Below are 19,041 nucleotides of genomic sequence, written 5' to 3'. Positions count from 1 at the left end.
TATGCGTATACTCGTTTTAAAATCCTTATTGCTAATGTCCCTATCACTCATGCTGGCTGCTTGCGCAAGCAGTGTGACGCCCCCGGCGCGCTATATGCTACCCAGTAACGGGCTGGCCAATACACCAAGTAGCCCCCAAGGCACGCTACAGCTGCGCTCGCCACGCCTTGCTCACTATCTCGATGTCGATGGCATCGTTATGCAATTGGATGACATTACGCTTAACCAGGCGCGAGAGCACCAATGGGCCGAAAGCATTGACCGACAGCTTGCACGCAGCTTACGGACACAGTTGTCGCAAGAGCTACCGCTTATTCGCGTAGTCCGTGATGACAGTAGCCAACCTGAAGCGCTCACCCTGCGGCTTGATGTTGATCAATTTCAAGGCCGCTACGATGGTTTAGCGGTGGTGGCCGGGCAGTGGCAGCTACGCAGCCCAAGTGATGAACTGTTGGCCATGAAGAGTTTTTCTGCGCAAACAATACTGGATGAGGACGGCTACCCCGCCCTGGTACGTGCCCTAAGCGCTAGCTGGGAGGATGTTGCGAGACAAATTGCCGATCAAATACGTCAGGGTAACTATTTCCATTAGCCGGTTTAAGCGGGATGAAATAACCAAAGCGCTTGAGAGCCCGCCAACCAATCACCACAAGTATGCCCGTCTGAGGTAATCTTCATGTTACACTGACGGGTATATTTTGAGTGTTGCGATAGCGTAACACCCACAGTCAAATGCCCGTCTCTTCCATACTGACCACTTTTTTTCGTTATGGTCATACGTGGCTAATCAACGATCATCGCGGCTTGGCAAGCTTTGCTGTCGCGAGGATAACCATTCTCGTCTTTTGAAAAATTACGCCTAGCAACAACGCTTTTAAGCAGCTGTTGCCTTGTTAGGTGGCTGCGGAGAACGCATGAGCTTTTCTGAACTTGGTCTGCAAGAAGATTTATTACACGCCGTTACGGCGCAAGGCTACACCCAGCCTACTCCGATCCAATTAAAGGCTATTCCTGTCGTATTAGAAGGTCGCGACTTGCTCGCAAGCGCCCAAACGGGCACGGGTAAAACGGCCGGCTTTACCCTACCCATGCTACAGCGTCTTTCCGGTGGAAAACGGCCAGGCAAACGCCAGGTGCGTGCGCTGGTATTGACGCCTACTCGGGAGCTTGCTGCTCAGGTAGGTGAAAGTGTATCCACCTATGGGAAGCATCTCTCTTTACGCTCGCACACTATTTTTGGTGGTGTAGGCCAACAGCCCCAGGTCGATGCACTTAAAGCAGGCCTGGACGTACTGATTGCCACCCCCGGCCGCCTATTGGACCTTCAGCAGCAGGGCCACGTTGACCTTTCAGCCATCGAAATTCTAGTGCTTGATGAAGCCGACCGCATGTTGGATATGGGCTTTATTCACGATATTAAACGTGTACTACGCCTAGTGCCCAAACAGCGCCAAAACCTGCTATTTTCCGCCACATTTTCAAATGAAATTCAGACGCTGGCGCAGCAGTTACTCAATAACCCCGCCCTTATTGAAGTGGCTCCACGCAACACAACCGCCGAGAAAATTCTCCAAGCGGTTTATCGCGTAGACCGCGAAAAAAAGCGTGAGCTGTTGGCGCATTTGATTCAGCGCCACGGCTGGTTCCAAGTGCTGGTTTTCACCCGTACCAAACATGGCGCCAACCGGCTTGCCGAACAGCTTTCAAAACAGGATATCCCTGCCATGGCTATTCATGGCAACAAAAGTCAGGGCGCTCGTACCCGTGCGCTGGGGGCTTTTAAAAGTGGTGACTTGCAAGTATTAGTCGCGACGGATATCGCCGCACGTGGGCTGGATATTAGCGAGCTTCCCCACGTGGTTAACTTCGACCTGCCCAATGTGGCGGAAGACTATGTCCACCGCATTGGCCGGACAGGCCGAGCGGGTAGCAATGGTGAAGCGGTATCACTAGTGTGTGTGGACGAGCACGGTTTGCTGGGCAATATCGAACGGCTGATCAAGCAAAACCTACCCAAACATATAGAACCTGGGTTTGAGCCAGACCCCACGATCAAACCAGAGCCCATTGAGAATGGTCGTCGCCAGCGCCAACCTCAAGCTCGACGCAAACCAACTAGCGATAATGGAAATGCCAGCGGCGAGCGCCGTCGGCGCGCACGCCGCTAGCCTGCTAACAAGGAATATGCGAAGGTTATGCCCTCGCATATTCCACTACGTTGGCTACTACATTATCAGGGAGCGATCATGTCATCTTCTCAACTTATTAATGAATATCGGCAGTGGCTCAGTTTTCAACGCCAAGAACAGCTTAGTCGTGAACACCAGGGAATCGTGCAACGCTTGGAAGATGCACGCGCCTCTTCAAAGCAGGTCATACAAGCCTACCGCAGCATGGCGGAGAAAGCCGCTAACGAAGGCGCTTGCTACCGGACGCTGTTCCTACGCGAGCGTGACGATAATGTAGCGCTACCTTGCGAAGGCTGGCTGTTTATTCGCCGTGTACTCAGCGAAGACAACAGCACCCGCGTGCGCGCCACGTTAATCGAAACCTTTACCCTTGAAGATGGCATTCTGGCGCCAGGTGATAAACCTGCTCAGAAAGTGACACTTGAGATTTTCGATAAGCTGGATATCAATCAAGGTATGCGCACTAGTGTCCGTGTGGACTCCATGGAAACACCACAGGATTATCACTTCATCACGCTACTGGATGCAGTCCGCGGCGATTTACGCCCTTACCTCAAGTAGGCCGCACAATGTTGTCTCGACGTTCCGTTACCTTTATTTTACTGATGGTTGTGGTGGGGCTAAATTTACGCCCTGCCCTTTCCTCAGTGGCCCCCTTGCTGACGCGTCTTCAGGAAGCTGCCGGGCTCTCACCCGCGGCAGCGGGCGTACTGACAACACTCCCCGTGCTGTTTTTAGGCCTGGCTGCTCCTGTTGCGCCGCTTTTAGCAAAACGGCTAGGCAGCGAGCGGGCGCTTAGTGCTGCGCTACTACTCTTGGCTGCAGGTTTGATTCTGCGCGGTTTACCGTTGCCCGGCGTCCTGTTTATAGGCTCCGCAATGGCGGGCGCCGCCATAGGCATTAGCGGCACTTTACTGCCCGCACTGGTGAAACGCGAGCTACCCGAAAGTGCTGATCTTTTGACGGGCCTCTACACGATGGCGCTCTGCCTGGGAGGCGCGTTGGGAGCAGGATTTAGCGTGCCGCTGACAGTGTGGCTGGGCAGCTGGCAGGCAAGTTTGATGAGCTGGTCGTTACTGGCGCTATTTGCTCTGATTCTCTGGCAATGGCAAATGCCCTCGACTTCCTCTCATGGTATGCCTCAGCCGCCATCTTCGGGACTTCTTAAACTGTTACGCAAACCGCTCACGTGGCAAGTAATGCTGTTCATGGGCATTCAATCATCCATGGCATATATCGTTTTTGGATGGCTGCCAACGCTGCTTGTCGATCGTGGCTATGATGAGGCCAGCGCGGGTTGGACAATGGCTATTTCGATCATGTGTCAACTCGTTTCAGCCTTGGGGGCACCCTGGCTTGCCCGCATGGGGTCAGACCAGCGCCCAGCGCTCTTACTCGTACTGTTTAGTACGGCTCTAGGGCTTTGGCTGCTACTTATAGCGCCCTTAGCCTGGAAATGGCCTGGCGCCATCTTGTTAGGCCTTGGCCAAGGCGGCAGTTTTAGCCTGGCCCTCAGCCTGCTGGTATTAAGAACAGCGACATCACGCCTTGCAGGACAACTTTCCGGCCTGGTACAAGGCGGAGGATATACCATTGCCGCTATTGGGCCTTTTAGTGTCGGCTTGCTGCTCCAATCCGGCGTTCATGCAGACCAAATTGCCTGGCTTTTGATCTCGTTGGTAGGTGTTTGCTGTGGATTCGCCCTGTTGGCTGGCCGCACGCGCCAGCTGGACGATCAAAGCGGCAAGCTTCTGGTTCACCGTTACTAACCTGCACTGGAATCAAACAGGAGTTTTAGTGCTTGGCCTTCAAATATTTACGCCAGGAAATCCGTGATGAGTAGCTTCTCACCTTTAACCGCAACGGCTCCCACCCACGAACGCATTTTGGTTATTTATACGGGCGGCACCATCGGCATGCAGCAAAGTGCCAATGGGCTGACTCCCGGCGCGAACTTTGCCCAACGCATGGCGACCGCGCTTGGCAAGCTCCCCATTGCCCAACAGCAATCGCTTCCTGCTTATGATGTTATTAGTTATACCACGCTGATTGATTCCAGCGCGGCGACCCCACTTCAGTGGCAGCAGTTAGCCAGTGACATCGCCACCCGGTTAACGGATTACCGGGGTTTTGTCGTGATTCATGGTACCGATACGCTTAGCTGGACGGCCGCTAGCCTTGCCTATCAATTGCAAGGCCTAGAGCGCCCCGTCGTTGTAACCGGCGCAATGCGCCCCCTGGAAGCACCCAACAGTGATGCTCTTGATAATATTCATGGCGCGCTGCGGTTTGCGGCAAACGCCGAGCTTCAGGAAGTCGCTATTTATTTTGCAAACCGGTTATTGCGTGGCGTACGAGCTATAAAGCTGCACAGTGACGCACTAACAGCCTTCACCTCTCCAGGTTACCCGCTACTTGGTGAGCGAGTAGGCAATGACTTTGTTTACTACCCAAGCCGTGGGCTTGCCTCTCAACAGCGTGGCGCGCCACGCTTTGAACTCCCCAGCTACCAAGGGTTGGATAAAGGCGAAGTGGTTCGTATCGCGCTCTGGCCCGGTTTGGCCGCTTGGCAACTGGAAGCCTGGCTTGGAGATTCACGCGTTAAAGGCGCTGTTATCCAGTTGTGGGGAGCGGGCAATCTGCCTAACGATCCAGCCCTATTGAATGTACTGGCTAGCGCGGCCGGTGAGGGGAAATTGCTAGCGGCGATAAGCCTTTGCCCTGAAGGCAGCGTTCATATGGGAGCATACGCTGCGGGCGAGGGGTTAACAGATGCAGGCGTGCTCTCAGGCGATGCCATGACACCAGAAGCCACCTTTACCAAACTGGTCCATCTTTTAGCTCAACCGCTTGATGTAGAGACACAGCGGCAACGCTTTCTCGCTTCATTAGTCGGCGAACGCTAATAAGCATGGTGATATCCGTAATTTACGCTATGTTTAATCAATGCTAACCAGTTGACGGAGCCCGTAATTATGGAAAAACCGGTACATCTTTTTAGTGATCTTTTCGAACAACTGGGCCTGCCATCAGACGCTGAGTCGATTGAAGTTTTCATCAAGCGCCATCGCCCTTTGCCCAAAGAGATGGTGCTTTCCGATGCGCCCTGTTGGAATGAAGGCCAAGCGGAATTTCTTCGTGAAGCCATTGAAGACGACGCTGACTGGGCCGAGCTAGTCGACGAGTTGGACGTTGCCATGCACCAAGGGAGTTAACGCGCTGGCGCCGCTTTCGAGCGGCGCTTGACCCAAGCACCAACAAGCAATAGTACCGTAAGAGCAACAAGCGGTAGCAGCACCTCAAACTGAAGTGCATTTTCTTCCTCTATCGCTTCAAGCGCCCCATGAATAGCGCTGCTGTATACGCCCCACTTAATCGATAGGCCTAGCGTTGCCGCAAGAAGAAAAATCGACAGTGGCACACGGCACAGCCCAGCTGCAAAGTTGATCACCGCGTGAGGAAAACCCGGCAAGACACGAAGTGCGCACTGGGTTAATAGATCTCCCCTGTCCTGAAGCGTTTGCATGACTTTTAGGGTTAGCCCTTTAGGTTGCCATGCGCTACGGGTACGTGCTGCTAACTGATGGCCACCGAATGCGCCCGCCACACTTCCAAGTGTCAGCATAATGGTGGCAACGACAGGTGGGTAAAAGGGCGCAATTAGCCAAAAGCCAATACTCCCGGGCAACCCGGCAGCCAGGGTAACGGCCATAAGGACAACCACCCCAACCACTACTGCGGGATGATGTGTCCATTCGTCAACGGTATGCCTGACCGCCATTAAATCCGGCGAGTGCCAAAACCACATACACGCCAGTATGGCTATCATGCCAACGGCTATCGCCAAACGCCACACAAGACGAAAGGCATTACGCATTCAGCCTGGCCTCAACACGCTCAAGAATTTGCCGGCTCACTTTACCTACGAGCGGCTTCGCTGCTTTATTAACGGCTTTTTCCATAAAGCGATTATGAATTTCATAACCAAGCGTAAGCGATACTTCCGTTCCTTCTGGCACTTCACGCAGCCGGTAGCGCCCCTGATTTTTCACCCCATCAAGCGACTCCCAAGCCAGCGTATGGGGCGCCTGAATCTCTGTCACTTCCACGTCAAATGCCCAGTCCATACCTACTGCACGGACATGCCAACGATAGCGGTCGCCCCCCAATACATCAATGGAACGTATTAAATCAGAATAATCAGCAAAATCTTCCACGCGGCGCAATAGCTCAAATACGCGCTCAGGTGATGCTTTAACAATTTCACTGTGCTCTATGGTGGCCATGATCCCCTCGAACCGCTGAAAACTAACTGTTAACCGCTAAGCTACCTGTAAACCGAAACACCATCTGTAACCGCCGGAAACGATAAGCTTAGCAAAACGATGAGCGTAGCATGCTGCTCAATTTATCGGGAATGGCGAACAAGGAGAGACGATCATTCAGACTACGGCTGGTCAGATACGTTCTCATTGCGTAAACTGCCGCCCTCCCGGACCGGACCCCGGCACTCCGTGCAGCCTTATCGCGCACGAAAAATTCTCCGACAGCGAGCACTATTTATGTCCAGTACGTTTTCTCTCCCTTCTACGTCACCGACAGCGACGGTGGTTATCTATTCCGGCGGCATGGACTCCTATACGGTGCTTCACCGCGCACTGCGTGAAGGTCTGGAGGTTCACGCACTATCTTTTGACTATGGCCAACGTCACGCACGCGAGTTGGATGTGGCTACGCACGTGTGCCGTCAGTTGGGTATTCCTCACCAGGTAGTCGACATTCGAGCCATTCACGGTTTGATCGATAACTCCGCACTGACCAACGCCGACCAGGCCATGCCGACGGGTGACTACGCAGATGATAATTTGCGCGCCACTGTCGTTCCCAATCGCAATATGATTTTACTGTCCCTGGCGATTGCCAAAGCGGTCAATATAGGCGCTGGGCGCGTGGATTATGGCGCCCATGGCGGTGACCATGTTTTATACCCGGATTGCCGCCCCGAGTTTGTCGATGCCATGAATCACGTGGCGGGTATTGCCAACTTTGAGCACGTTACGCTGCATGCCCCTTACCTCTACTCATCAAAAGCGGATATTTTACGCGATGGCCTGTCCATGGGGCTTGATTACCAGCATACCTGGACCTGTTATGAAGGACGTGCGTTAGCGTGTGGTCAGTGCGGCAGCTGCCGAGAGCGCTTGGAGGCCTTTGCCGCTAACAATGTGCTCGACCCTTTGGCTTACGATGCGACAGCTCAGGTGAATCGCTGATGTACCACGTTAAAGAAGCCTTTTACACGCTACAGGGCGAAGGCGCACAAGCGGGTCGTGCCAGCGTTTTTTGCCGTTTTAGTGGCTGTAATTTGTGGTCAGGCCGTGAAGTGGATCGCGCTCATGCAAAATGCACCTTTTGCGATACCGATTTTATCGGTACTGACGGACAGAACGGCGGACAGTTCTCAACAGCGGCCGAGCTGGCTGCGCATATTAATGCGCTCTGGCCAAAAGGTAGCGCGAATGCCACCCCGTATGTGGTGTTTACCGGCGGTGAGCCTCTGCTCCAACTGGATACACCGTTAATTGACAAGCTACACCAGCAGGGCTTTGAAGTAGCCGTTGAAACGAACGGTACGTTGCGGCCCCCTCCCGGTATTGATTGGTTATGCGTTAGCCCCAAAGGTAGTAACCCTTTGGCCATTACGCAGGGAAATGAATTAAAACTTGTTTATCCGCAAGCTGACGCATTGCCCCCGGTCTTTGAGGACCTTGCGTTTACTCACTTCTTTTTGCAGCCCATGGATGTAAGCCCGTTAGGGCAACAGTCCGATACCATCGCCCAGGCAACGGATTACTGTATGGCTAACCCACAATGGCGCCTTACGCTTCAAATTCACAAAATCGCAGGGTTTGACTAATGGCTCTCTTTGTAAATCAGTTAACCCATATGGATGTCTCTGTTTGGTGCCCGACACACGGACTCATCGGCTGCAGCTGGCAAGTAGATGCACTCCTTGAAGGCGCCTTGGGTGAAGACGGCATGCTATTTGATTTTGGCGAGGTAAAGCCCTGGATCAAACACACCCTGGACAGCGGCCTCGACCATACGCTTCTGGTGCCCACGCAGGCGCCCGGTGTAAGCATTACTGATTGCGAGGAAGGCCTCTGCGTTCGCACCGAAACGCCTTATCCCCTGGAGGTTCGTGGGCCTGCCGAAGCCTTTAGCCTGCTTCCCTGGGCATCTATTACGCTTGAAGAGGTAGCAGCGTATTTAAGTGCCGAGTTGACCGCACAGCGCCCCGTCAATGTTGACCGTGTCACGCTAACGTTAAGCGATGAAGCTACGACCGGAGCAGCCTATGGCTATAGCCATGGCCTTAAACGGCACCAGGGAAACTGCCAACGTATTGCCCACGGCCACCGCTCCAGACTCTCTATTTGGCAATCGGGCACGCGTCAACCTGAGCTGGAAGCTCGCTGGGCGCACTGGCTGGATAACCGCTACCTACTTGAGCAAGCGGATATTGAACACCAGGACGATGTGTTCTTGACCTATCGTTACCAAGCCGCCCAGGGAGACTTTTCCATTCGCCTGCCAGCAGACCGCTGTGCGGTATTGCCGGGCCCCACTACCGTTGAGAATATCGCCATCTGGCTGGCACGTAGCATCGCCGATGAAAGCGGCCACGCCACACGCGTTCAAGCATTCGAGGGGATTAACAAAGGCGCCTTTGCGGAATTTACGCCATGAGCGAGGCAGGTATTATCGTTAAGCAAAGCGCTGGCTGCCGGGCAGGTTGCGGAGCTTGCTGTATAGCGCCGTCCATCAGCTCACCGATTCCAGGGATGCCTCAAGGCAAGCCTGCTGGGGTTCGCTGCATTCAGTTGGATGAGCAGAATCTATGTCGGCTTTTTGGCGATGCAAGCCGCCCCACCGTATGCGCCAACTTTAACTTTGATGCCAGCGTTTGTGGCGAGCACCGTGATCAGGCACTCGCCACCCTTGCATACCTCGAAACAGCAACGGGATAACCCCTAACCTTCTACACCCGCAGGCTGGGTCAAACGACGATCCAGCAGGCTCACCCAACGCACCAGCACCGGCGCATCGCTATGGCTAACATCATTCAGCAAATGTCGGAACAACTCTTTGGCAGTAGGGTCGCCCGGCTCAATGTGCATCAACCATAGTTCAAGCGCCGCCAGCTCCTGGTGGCGGTTCCCATTCTCTCGGGATTGGCTGATGGCCATCTCGGCAAGCGCCCTAACCTCGTTCGCAGGATGTCCAAGCTGATGCCGAACGCTCGCCAACAGCGTCGCTAGCTCAGGCAAAAATAGCGTGGTACGCTCGCGGGCGATCACAAGGCATTGATCCAAATAGTCTTCTGCGGCATCAAGCTCACCCAGCTCAATACAGGCATCGATATACCATAATGAGGGGCGCTGGTAGCGGTCGCTCCCTTTAAGCTCGGTCATCCGCTCAAGGCTTTCGCGTATTTGTGCAAGCCCTCCTTGATCCCCTGCTAACGCGCGCTGCCATCCCAACACCGCTTGGGCCGAGATTTGCCATAATTGCAAGTCGGGCGTGACGGTCATGGCTGCCGCCCTCTCAGCCTGGCGCGCCGCCAGGTGCACATGCCCTAACTGACGATAGAGGGAAGCCGCGAATAACAGCGACATTGCCAGCGTTCCCGGGTGGCCAATTTTTTCCGCCAACCGAAGCGCCGCCGATACTTGCCGCTCTGCACGCTGATAGTCGCCCCGTAAACAGAGCGCCCAGCCTTGAAAACACGCTGCCGTTACCTGCGGGTGATCAGAGAACGGCAGCCACTCAATCATCATTTGTGCATTGAGCGGATCAATTTCATCCAGATGATCGTGGGCCTGCTGGATACGTCCTGCCCAGTACTCGCATTGAGCGCGTGCATAATCTGCTAAACGGCGATAGCGCGGGTCTTCCAGTCGCTCCGCGATATCCGCAAGCGTCGAGGCAAGCGCAAACGCATCGGCATGCGCATAGCGCTGGCTGCGCCCTACCCAGAGCCCCCACTTAACCAGAAAGACCTGCTCAAGCTCTTCAGGGTCATCCAGCATATCACTGCCGGACTCACGCAGTAGCTCTCGGGCGCGAACAAAACTTTCATGAGCGATGGGTGAGCCGTGTCCTTCCAGGGAAAATGCGGCCTGGCCACGTACCGTAAGCAGACTAACCTCGCGCTCTATCTCATGCTCAACATGGCGCAAGCTTGCCAACCCTGCGTCGGCCATCCGCAACGCCGTTCGGTTAGCACTGACCTTTAGCGCCTCGCGAGCAGAAAGCTCAAAATAGCGTGCGCCGCGTGCGTAATGACCGCTTCTACGCAAGTGTGCAGCAAAGTCGCCAGGATGGCGGCTAATCCACATGGGGAAACGCTCTTCAATTAGCGTGACGACCTGCTGATGCAGTTTGACGCGTACATCGCGCGGGCAGGAGAGATAGGCGGCTTCCTGAAGAAGCTGATGGCTAAACTGACACTCTTGCTCACCGAGTTCTTTATTAACGGGTTCAATGATCTCGAGCTGACGCATATGCTCAAGCGCTTGCGTTAATCGAGCGGGCTCCCAGCCGCTGCACTCCAACAAAAAATCCAGCCGGAAACGTTTGCCAAGCACTGCCGCTACGTGGGCAATAGCACGGTCGGCCTCCAACTGATCAATACGGCTGGCTAGCAAGCCCAGCAGCCCTTTCGGCAGCTCATCAAATTGGATACTACGCCCTTCACGACGGTCCATGTCCAGACGTCGGCAAATTTCCTGCATGTAAAGCGGCACGCCATCGCACCGCTCTATGATCTGGTTACGCAGCCGGGGGCTTAAATGTATGCGATAGCGGCGTGACAGCTGGGAAAGCAGGCGTGACGATTGCTGAACGTCCAACTTACCCAACGTGATCTGCTGGTCCCAGTGAAGCTTAACCGGCAAGGGTTCACGGCCATGATGACTGGCAATCAGCATAAACGCCGTATTGATAGGCAAGCGCGCCTGAAGGCCTGCCAGCACTTTAAAAGAGGGCTCATCAATCCATTGAAGATCATCAATCATTAGCACCAGCGTACGTTCACTGGTTTTCTGCTCAATCAAGCGATGCAACAACTGTACGACCAGCTCCGCCGCCTCGCCGTTTTGCGCAAGCTGCGCCACCTCTTGAACGTCCCTAACCCCAAGCGCTTCTTCAAGCAGGTGCTGTCGGCTCTTTTCTAAAAGCCCCAAGCCCAGCGTTGTTTGCATGGCATGCAAGGTATCCAGCGCAGGTGACGCATTTAGATACCAGGCCACCAGGCTGCGGGCAATGCCGTAAGGTTCAAGTACGGATAATCGCGTCGTTGGCTGCCAACAAATCGCGGCATCGCGACTTAATTCAAGCTGGCGAAACCCCACCATGAGCGCAGATTTCCCCATCCCCGAAGCACCTCGGACAAGCACGCTTTGGCGCAGCCCAATTCCCGCCCGCGCCAAAGCATCGCGGAGCGTACGCAGCGGGGCCTCCCGCCCCACCAGGCTCGGCGGGAGCGCATCACGCCCCCCTTCGTTTTGCCCCAGGACCAGCGCGCGCAGGCGAATACGCCCATCGCTTGCCACCAGCCGAGACACCAGTCGTGGCTGTAGATCAAGCGCGGGGGGCATGTGCTGGCTGGCCTCCTGAGAAATGACCAGCTCACTGCCCTCTGCCGCACTCATTAGCTCCAAGGCAACTTGCGTCACCTGACCAAGCGGGTCCGCCAGCTGACGCTCTGCCAAATAGACGACCCGCCCGCTATTTAACCCGGCGGCAAGCTCAAAGGAAGGCGGCTCACCTTCCCCTTCCCAGTGACGCGCCGACTCTTGCGGCAGCGCGTGTTGACAGTGTTCGTAAAGCGCTACCAGCTCCGCAAGCTGGTGTGCGGGTCCATGGGTACCAAAACAGGCAAGCCCGAGTCCTCCGGTAGCCCCTGGTAACCAGAACCCTCCCAGATGATGACACTGCTGCTCTAACCAACGCAGTAACTCCAGCTGCAGGCCCAGACAGCTACGCACTGCCGCACGCTCCTGCCAATCGCCCTTCAAGCGCAGCCGAATCGCCATCACGGAGAGCTGGCGCAGCTCGATTTCATCGTCGCGCAGCGGCTTGCTGTCCGCTGCCAATACGCGCGAAAAAGCGCCCTGAGGGGACATGGCACGAGGATCATGCGGCCCATCCGACCAATAGCTTGCGAGCTGTAAAAAACTGGGCTCAGGCTGTTGCCCCGAAAGTGCTAATAGCTGTAAATAACCATTGTATTGCTCGTGAGCAGCAGCGATTTGGTTCTGCTCGGCAAGCTGGCGTACCAGGCGCTCATGAAAAGGTGCATAGCCAGAAAAGCGGCTTACCAGGCCTTCAAGCATTACATCTGGCGCATCCTCATGGGCTTCCAGGACCTGCTCAGCAAAGCGAATGACGCGCTGACGCCATTCGTTGCGCACTTGTACGAGCCACCGCTGAAATTCGCTACAGCTGGTTAGCTGGAGCTCCTCAACGAGGTCCCCTTGATAGCAGGTCAGCACCGCTTCGAGCGTTGCTAGCTCGCGGGGGCCTTCCAGCAGTTGCTGCAGTTCATGTAAATCGATGCACCAAGTCGCTGGCAGGTTAAAAGCGATGGTTTGGCGCGACACTTTCAAGACGTGATCAGCGTTATCCCCGAGCGAATGACGCAGGCAGTGCAGAGCATGGCGCAAGTTAGTTCTGCCTGATGAAAGCCCTTGGTCAGGCCATAACAGCTCGGCGAGCACCGAGCGGTTCACCGGCTGGCGGTGAAGCAGTAAGTAGACTAACAGCGCTTTGACTTTGTCATAGCTAAAGTGGGTTAGTACACCATCCCCCTGAGAGAGGGAAAAATGACCAAAGAGGATTAGCTGATCAGTCTCACGAGTATCGCGCATGATACATATCCTGCCTGGGCTAGTGGTGTATTAAGCGGGTACACCACTATGAAAACGAAAAGCCGTATCGGGTGACGTTATCAGCTCTGCTTCCCGGGCCACAAAAAAAGCAATTCTTTCATCAATGGAAGCGTTAGTTTGTTGCTGCGCAAGCAGTAGATAGTCTTCAAAATGACGCCCTTCGGACTTAACCAGCGTGCGATAAAATTTAGCCAACTCTTCATCCAGGTAAGGAATCAAGCGAGCAAAACGCTCGCAGCTGCGTGCTTCTATTAAGGCGCCGATAATGAGGATATCAATAAGACGCTCTGGATCATTGCTGCGCACATGACGTCGCAGGCCCTCAGCGTATCGGGAAGCGGTTAAATGCTTGTATTCAACGCCGCGCTTCTCCATTAAGCCCACAACTTGCTCAAAGTGCAGCAATTCTTCGCGGGCGAGTTGAGACATTTTGCTCAATAAAAGAGGTTGGTCTACATAACGATACAGCAAGCTCATGGCCGTCGAGGCGGCCTTTTTCTCACACTGAGCGTGGTCAACGAGCAGTATTTCGGGGTTATCTAGCGCCCATTTAAGCCAGCTGTCGGGCGTTATGCAGGCAAGAAATTCATTTAAACTTTCGGGCAACAAGTCATCTGCTTGAAGCTTATGGTCTGCGGGTGTTAATTCCGGCAATTGCATTGACATAACGTTCTTCCGAGCATTTTTTCATAATTGTACAATATTTAAACGCCGATAGCGTTCACCTCGTTCCTGGTCCGCAAGAACGACGCCATGCCATGTCTCTTGGATACGTATTGCTGGCCACCGCTAATAGTAATAGCTAATTAGTAACAACAATGGCGCTCTACGCTTCGCTGTGAGGTTAGTTCAACTTGGAAAGCAACCGTAACGCTATAGCGTCCAAGCCATGGTAACGCGGCGCAACCGCAATCACACCTTTAGCGTGCTCGGGCCCACCACACCCTGCCAGAAAGTGCCTCAAACGGCCAAAACACAGGTCTTTAAAGCGGTATTTTTTGTGTATCAACACAAAGTACAACACCTGCCTATCGCCTTCTTCTTAACATTGTCGACAGTTTGCCGTAGAATCCATGCCATCCAACCAGACGCTGTTTCCAAGCGTATGTCATGTGTCCGAGCGCACGCTCAAACACCGTGAAAATGTGTGTTCGCCACCATAAAGCAGATGAGAGGGCCCCAACGTGCTTGAAGCATATCGCCAACATGTCGAGGAACGCGCCGCTGAAGGCGTACCACCCAAGCCTCTAAACGCCGAGCAAGTTGCCGCCTTAATTGAGCTGCTAAAAACCCCACCGGCGGGTGAAGAGGAATTTGTTCTTGACCTGATCACCAACCGGGTTCCGCCGGGCGTCGATGAAGCCGCTTATGTGAAAGCGGGCTTTCTTACTGCCATCGCCAAGGGCGAAGCAACCTCTCCGCTGATCGATAAAATCCACGCGGTTAAGCTGCTGGGCACCATGCAAGGCGGTTACAACATCGTCTCCATGGTAGAGCTATTGGATAACGAAGAGTTAGCGCGTGAAGCCGGCGAACAGCTCAAGCATACCCTGCTGATGTTTGATGCCTTTCATGATGTTGAAGAGCGCGCCAAAAAGGGTAACAGCGTTGCCAAAGACGTTATTCAGTCCTGGGCAGAAGCAGAGTGGTACCTCTCCAAGCCTGCTTTAGAAGAAAAAATCACCCTAACCGTCTTTAAGGTGCCGGGTGAAACCAACACGGATGATCTGTCACCAGCACCCGATGCCTGGTCGCGCCCCGATATCCCGCTGCACGCTAATGCCATGCTCAAAAACGAGCGTGACGGCATTGTGCCTGAAGTACCGGGCTCCATGGGTCCGCTCAAGCAAATTGAAGAAGTCAAAGCCAAAGGCTTCCCGGTTGCTTATGTCGGTGATGTTGTGGGTACGGGCTCTTCACGTAAATCAGCCACTAACTCCGTGCTGTGGTTCTTTGGTGACGATATCCCTTACGTTCCCAACAAGCGCGCTGGCGGCTTCTGTTTTGGTAGCAAAATTGCTCCGATCTTCTTTAACACCATGGAAGATTCTGGCGCACTCCCGATTGAACTGGACGTATCAAAGCTGGAAATGGGCGATGTCATTGACGTCTACCCCTACGAAGGCAAGGTATGCAAGCACGGCACTGATGAAGTGCTCACCACGTTTGCGTTGAAAACGCAGTTGATCCTTGACGAAGTACGCGCTGGCGGCCGTATTCCTCTGATCATCGGCCGCGGCCTGACGGGCAAAGCACGTGAGTCCCTTGGCCTTGAGCCTTCTGATGTATTCCGCCTCCCGGAACAGCCCAAAGACACCGGCAAGGGCTTTACCCTGGCGCAGAAAATGGTCGGTAAGGCGTGCGGCCTGGAAGGCGTTCGTCCGGGGATGTACTGCGAGCCCAAAATGTCCACCGTCGGCTCCCAGGATACCACTGGCCCGATGACACGTGACGAGCTGAAAGACCTGGCATGCCTGGGCTTCCAAGCGGACCTGGTCATGCAGTCATTCTGCCACACGGCGGCCTATCCGAAGCCGGTGGACGTAGACACTCACCACACGCTGCCTGACTTCATTATGAACCGCGGCGGTGTATCGCTGCGTCCTGGCGACGGCATCATCCACAGCTGGCTGAACCGCATGCTGCTGCCAGATACAGTAGGTACCGGTGGCGACTCGCACACTCGCTTCCCGCTCGGCATCTCGTTCCCGGCTGGTTCTGGCCTGGTAGCTTTCGCTGCTGCCACCGGCGTTATGCCGCTGGATATGCCGGAATCCGTACTGGTACGCTTTAAAGGCAAGCGCCAGCCTGGCGTTACCCTGCGTGACCTGGTTCACGCCATTCCGCTTTACGGCATCAAGCAAGGTCTTCTGACCGTTGACAAGGCCAACAAGAAGAATGCGTTCTCTGGCCGCGTACTGGAAATTGAAGGCCTTGAAGACTTAACGGTCGAGCAGGCGTTTGAGCTTTCCGACGCCTCTGCTGAGCGCTCTGCCGCTGGCTGTACTATTACGCTGTCTGATGAGAGTGTGACCGAGTACTTGAAATCCAACATCACACTGCTGAAGTGGATGATTGCCAACGGCTATGGCGATGAGCGTACTATCAGCCGTCGTATCGAGGGTATGGAAGCGTGGCTTGCCGACCCGAGCCTGATGCGTGCCGATGCGGACGCCGAATACGCCGAAGTCATCGAAATTGACCTGTCCGAGATTAAAGAGCCTGTGCTTTGCGCGCCTAACGATCCTGACGACGCTCGTTTGCTGTCAGACGTTGCGGGCGAAAAGATTGATGAAGTATTTATCGGCTCGTGCATGACCAACATTGGTCATTTCCGCGCAGCGGGTAAACTACTTGAAAAGCAGCCTGCAGGCAGCCTCAAAACTCGCCTGTGGCTGGCACCGCCGACCAAAATGGATCAGCACCAGCTGACCGAAGAGGGTTACTACGGCATTTATGGTCGTGCCGGTGCGCGTATGGAAATGCCGGGATGCTCGCTGTGTATGGGTAACCAGGCACGCGTTGCGGCAAAAAGCACCGTTGTGTCTACGTCTACACGTAACTTCCCGAACCGTCTGGGCGATGGTGCCAACGTGTACCTTGCCTCGGCGGAACTCGCCGCGGTTGCCGCGGTGGAAGGTCGCCTGCCAAGCGTTGAAGAGTATCAGCGTTACATGAGTGAATTTGACGCCATGGCAGGAGAGATCTATCGTTATATGAACTTCCACGAAATTGAGGAGTATCAGAAAATCGCCTCAAACGTGATTCCGGTTGCTCAAGAAGCGTAACCACCCTATCGCCGATGCTCGCACCATCACAGACTTAATGAAGTTTCGTTAATTCTGAGACGATGACCGAACGCCCCACAACCCTCTCGTTGTGGGGCGTTTTTATTACCGCAAGATGTCGGCGACTTGCGAGGGCTTCCGGATGCTGCCACTCTGTTAGTTCATCCTTATGATTTAAAAAGACAATGCAGCCACTGACACATCTTGGCTCGGCCTTAATGAAGACACTGCGCGATCATCTACGCCCCTTGATCGCCTATCATTTGTTTTTTACCTTACTTGCCTCTGCCCTGTTATTACCCGTGATTGGGTGGATAACCCAAGGTCTGCTCGCTCAATTAAAGCGTACAGTGATTACCAATGACGAGCTGATCAGCCTGCTGTTTAGCCCGCTGGGCCTAGCTTGCATGCTGGTCGGCCTGGTTTTCACCTTTCTCATTCTTTACTGGCAACAGGCTGGTATGCTCCAGGTCGCCGTTCGGCCTCGAGGCAATCATTACCGGTTAGCCTTTGATGCACTCTGGTTAAGCGTTCGTCGCCTCCCCGCACTGGCAGGATTAGTCGTGTTACAGGTAGGCACGCACCTTTTACTGCTGGCCCCTTTCATGGCCGCACTTGCATGGCTTTATAGTGTTTGGCTAAGCGGCCTGGACCCTTACTATTTACAGCGCGTCATGCCGCCAGTGCTTTGGTACTTTATTGCCTGCGCGTTGCCGCTTGTAGTGGCCTGGCTAAGCTTAGCGGCCTGGCTTTATCTGCGTTGGCTGTTGGCGCTTCCGTTAGTGGCGCTTGATAACTGCAGCCCGTTACACGCCTTGACGCGCAGTTTTCATTTAACCAAAGGCTGGCACCGCTCCATTGGCGCGGCCGTGCTCATCCTGCTACTGCTCATTATTGCGCTACCTGTTATCACCACCATCGCCTTTGATGCACTGGTGACGCCGCTCCTTTGGTGGTTACCAGAACACAATGCGTTTCTAATTCCCATCATGTTTGCCTATTTAACAGGCTATCTGCTACTAACCCTCGCCGTTACCTTTATCGGTATTGCGGCTAACGCACTGCTTTCTGCTTGTTTGTACCTTCAGTTAGCGCATCACAAGATGCGCCCTGCTCCTCCATCAAAAATCGTCCTCCCGGGCCGATTTGCCTGGGCGGTTGAACTTAGCGTATTGCTACTGGCCGCCTTACAAGCCTGGTGGATCCTGAATAGTTTTGAGCTACGCGACAATGTAAAGGTGTTCGCGCACCGTGGTAGTTCAATGGTCGCCCCCGAAAACACCCTGGCCGCGGTTGACCAGGCCATCGTCGATAAGGCTGACGCCGTAGAGCTGGATGTTCGCTTATCCGCCGATGGGCAGGTCATGATTTACCATGACCGGAGCCTGGCAAGATTAACCGGTGATAACAGAGAATTCGGCGACTTAACACGTGAAGAGCTTAGTCAGTACGACATAGGCAGTTGGTTCGGTGATGCTTTTCAAAACGAGCCTATCGCAGGCCTAGATGAGGTACTCGAACGCGTGCGTGGCCATGCCGGGTTGATGATCGACATGAAAGCGCTGCCCGGCGAGGAACAAGCACTTGCTGATGCAGTCATTGCCCTGCTGCGTGCTGAAACTGATATGCGCTATGCCTGCTGGGCTAAAAGCAGTCATCCTATAACAGCGTATGGCGAGTGCGGCTTTCCCAATGCAATGCTGGAGATGCGGGTAGCCACGATGACGCCAGCACTGACTGCCCACATTAAACGCCAGGCGCCTGAACTACGCGTCACACTGCTGGCACAATTAATCCTGCCAGGCACACTGGACCGTCGAAGCTTCGATGCCCTGGGACTTCGCCATAACCGCATTACAGCAGAGGAAGTGCGTCTTGCAGCGCTTTATGGCTATGAGATACATGCCTGGACAGTTAATGACCGGGCAAGAATGTCCACACTGATCGATTTAGGGGTTGATGCGATTATTACCGACTATCCCGAGCGTTTACGTGAATTGATTGAAGAGCGGCGAGCGTTAAGCGATGGGGAACTTCTGTTGGTGAAGCTGCGCAATTGGCTACGTCAGTGACGTGTACTTAAACACGCCACTGACAGCTCATTTCGTA

Annotated in this window: 16 protein-coding genes; 12 read left to right on the top strand and 4 right to left on the bottom strand. The window is 54.3% G+C overall.

What is annotated here, in order from left to right; genetic code table 11:
* Position 1: 1 nt before the first annotated feature.
* The 6 genes from ACT3TC_RS13860 (at position 2) to ACT3TC_RS13835 (ending at position 5,404) form a co-directional block, all read left to right on the top strand.
* On the top strand, positions 2 to 592 hold the full coding sequence (locus ACT3TC_RS13860) for a PqiC family protein (protein WP_444640409.1): 591 nt from the start codon (positions 2 to 4) through the stop codon (positions 590 to 592).
* A 322-nt stretch (positions 593 to 914) separates the two neighbouring features.
* Entirely contained in the window at positions 915 to 2,168 is a 1,254-nt protein-coding gene (locus tag ACT3TC_RS13855) for a DEAD/DEAH box helicase (RefSeq protein ID WP_444631631.1), read from the top strand.
* Between the two features lie 78 nt (positions 2,169 to 2,246).
* Positions 2,247 to 2,750 (top strand): hypothetical protein, encoded by a 504-nt coding sequence (locus ACT3TC_RS13850; protein WP_444640408.1) that lies wholly within the window; start codon positions 2,247 to 2,249, stop codon positions 2,748 to 2,750.
* A gap of 8 nt (positions 2,751 to 2,758) precedes the next feature.
* Entirely contained in the window at positions 2,759 to 3,958 is a 1,200-nt protein-coding gene (locus ACT3TC_RS13845; protein ID WP_444640407.1) for an MFS transporter, read from the top strand.
* A 66-nt stretch (positions 3,959 to 4,024) separates the two neighbouring features.
* Entirely contained in the window at positions 4,025 to 5,095 is a 1,071-nt protein-coding gene (locus ACT3TC_RS13840) for an asparaginase (protein WP_193054668.1), read from the top strand.
* A 69-nt stretch (positions 5,096 to 5,164) separates the two neighbouring features.
* Positions 5,165 to 5,404, top strand: coding sequence for a DUF2789 domain-containing protein (locus ACT3TC_RS13835; protein WP_172118460.1), 240 nt, complete (start codon positions 5,165 to 5,167; stop codon positions 5,402 to 5,404).
* Here the strand turns inward: ACT3TC_RS13835 and ACT3TC_RS13830 are convergent.
* Both ACT3TC_RS13830 and ACT3TC_RS13825 read right to left on the bottom strand, forming a co-directional pair.
* Positions 5,401 to 6,066: a VTT domain-containing protein gene (locus ACT3TC_RS13830; RefSeq protein WP_441679154.1), complete on the bottom strand. Its 666-nt coding sequence runs from the start codon at positions 6,064 to 6,066 to the stop codon at positions 5,401 to 5,403. The two genes, ACT3TC_RS13835 and ACT3TC_RS13830, sit on opposite strands and share 4 nt — an antisense overlap.
* Positions 6,059 to 6,475, bottom strand: coding sequence for an SRPBCC family protein (locus ACT3TC_RS13825; protein WP_441679153.1), 417 nt, complete (start codon positions 6,473 to 6,475; stop codon positions 6,059 to 6,061). The genes ACT3TC_RS13830 and ACT3TC_RS13825 overlap by 8 nt, the downstream gene beginning before the upstream one ends.
* A gap of 276 nt (positions 6,476 to 6,751) precedes the next feature.
* Here ACT3TC_RS13825 and queC point away from each other — a divergent pair, with 276 nt between their 5' ends.
* Genes queC through ACT3TC_RS13805 form a run of 4 tightly spaced genes read left to right on the top strand, consistent with a single transcriptional unit; the run spans position 6,752 to position 9,220 of the window.
* A complete protein-coding gene (gene queC / locus ACT3TC_RS13820) occupies positions 6,752 to 7,462 on the top strand; it encodes a 7-cyano-7-deazaguanine synthase QueC (protein WP_441679152.1) in 711 nt (236 codons plus the stop codon).
* Positions 7,462 to 8,106: a 7-carboxy-7-deazaguanine synthase gene (gene queE, locus ACT3TC_RS13815; protein WP_444640406.1), complete on the top strand. Its 645-nt coding sequence runs from the start codon at positions 7,462 to 7,464 to the stop codon at positions 8,104 to 8,106. Before queC ends, queE begins: the two co-directional genes overlap by 1 nt.
* Positions 8,106 to 8,939 (top strand): 6-carboxytetrahydropterin synthase, encoded by an 834-nt coding sequence (locus ACT3TC_RS13810; RefSeq protein ID WP_444640405.1) that lies wholly within the window; start codon positions 8,106 to 8,108, stop codon positions 8,937 to 8,939. Before queE ends, ACT3TC_RS13810 begins: the two co-directional genes overlap by 1 nt.
* Positions 8,936 to 9,220, top strand: a complete 285-nt coding sequence (locus ACT3TC_RS13805) for a YkgJ family cysteine cluster protein (protein WP_444640404.1) — start codon at positions 8,936 to 8,938, stop codon at positions 9,218 to 9,220. The genes ACT3TC_RS13810 and ACT3TC_RS13805 overlap by 4 nt, the downstream gene beginning before the upstream one ends.
* Positions 9,221 to 9,223: 3 nt before the next feature.
* On the opposite strand, the gene ACT3TC_RS13800 is transcribed toward ACT3TC_RS13805, so the two are convergent.
* Positions 9,224 to 13,123 (bottom strand): AAA family ATPase, encoded by a 3,900-nt coding sequence (locus tag ACT3TC_RS13800; RefSeq protein WP_444640403.1) that lies wholly within the window; start codon positions 13,121 to 13,123, stop codon positions 9,224 to 9,226.
* 30 nt (positions 13,124 to 13,153) lie between these two features.
* Positions 13,154 to 13,810, bottom strand: a complete 657-nt coding sequence (locus ACT3TC_RS13795; RefSeq protein WP_087107350.1) for a tRNA-(ms[2]io[6]A)-hydroxylase — start codon at positions 13,808 to 13,810, stop codon at positions 13,154 to 13,156.
* Positions 13,811 to 14,328: 518 nt separating this feature from the next.
* Here ACT3TC_RS13795 and acnB point away from each other — a divergent pair.
* The gene (gene acnB / locus ACT3TC_RS13790; protein ID WP_193054662.1) at positions 14,329 to 16,932 is read left to right on the top strand and encodes a bifunctional aconitate hydratase 2/2-methylisocitrate dehydratase; all 2,604 of its coding nucleotides are present in this window, start codon (positions 14,329 to 14,331) and stop codon (positions 16,930 to 16,932) included.
* A gap of 185 nt (positions 16,933 to 17,117) precedes the next feature.
* Entirely contained in the window at positions 17,118 to 19,004 is a 1,887-nt protein-coding gene (locus ACT3TC_RS13785) for a glycerophosphodiester phosphodiesterase family protein (protein WP_444640402.1), read from the top strand.
* Positions 19,005 to 19,041 lie beyond the last annotated feature (37 nt).

The sequence above is a fragment of the Halomonas sp. AOP27-A1-41 genome, from assembly GCF_052378605.1.
Classification (GTDB): Bacteria; Pseudomonadota; Gammaproteobacteria; order Pseudomonadales; family Halomonadaceae; genus Vreelandella; species Vreelandella citrativorans.
Note: the sequence above shows the minus strand (reverse complement) of the source record. Positions and strands in the feature narration are given on the sequence as shown.